We start from the raw sequence: 305 nt of genomic DNA, 5'->3' as shown, positions 1-305 counted from the left end.
CCAATACACCAGCCACAAATTCAGGAACGAGATGCGCAAGCATGGACTTCTGCAAAGCATGAGTCGTAAAGGTGAGTGCTGGGACAACGCCCCGATGGAGCGTTTCTTTGGCAGCCTGAAATCAGAGTGGGTTCCAGAAGGCGGCTACAGCTCGGAACATGAAGCCCGCGTGGATGTGCAGCGTTATGTGATGCGCTACAACAACGTCAGACTCCATAGCTACAACGACTACCGGTCGCCGGTAGCTATGGAGAAACTGGCGGCGTGAAACCTTAACTGGTGTCCAGAATTACTTGACCAGTTCA

Annotated in this window: 1 protein-coding gene; it reads left to right on the top strand. The window is 52.8% G+C overall.

The annotated features are described in order from the left end of the window. Positions 1-268: integrase core domain-containing protein (locus K0F88_RS32100; protein WP_219097883.1), on the top strand; the 268-nt coding region annotated here is incomplete at its 5' end. Positions 269-305 lie beyond the last annotated feature (37 nt).

This window comes from Pseudomonas sp. UMAB-40, assembly GCF_900095275.1.
GTDB classification, from domain to species: Bacteria; Pseudomonadota; Gammaproteobacteria; order Pseudomonadales; family Pseudomonadaceae; genus Aquipseudomonas; species Aquipseudomonas mandelii_B.
This window is presented reverse-complemented; position numbering and strand designations above follow the sequence as displayed.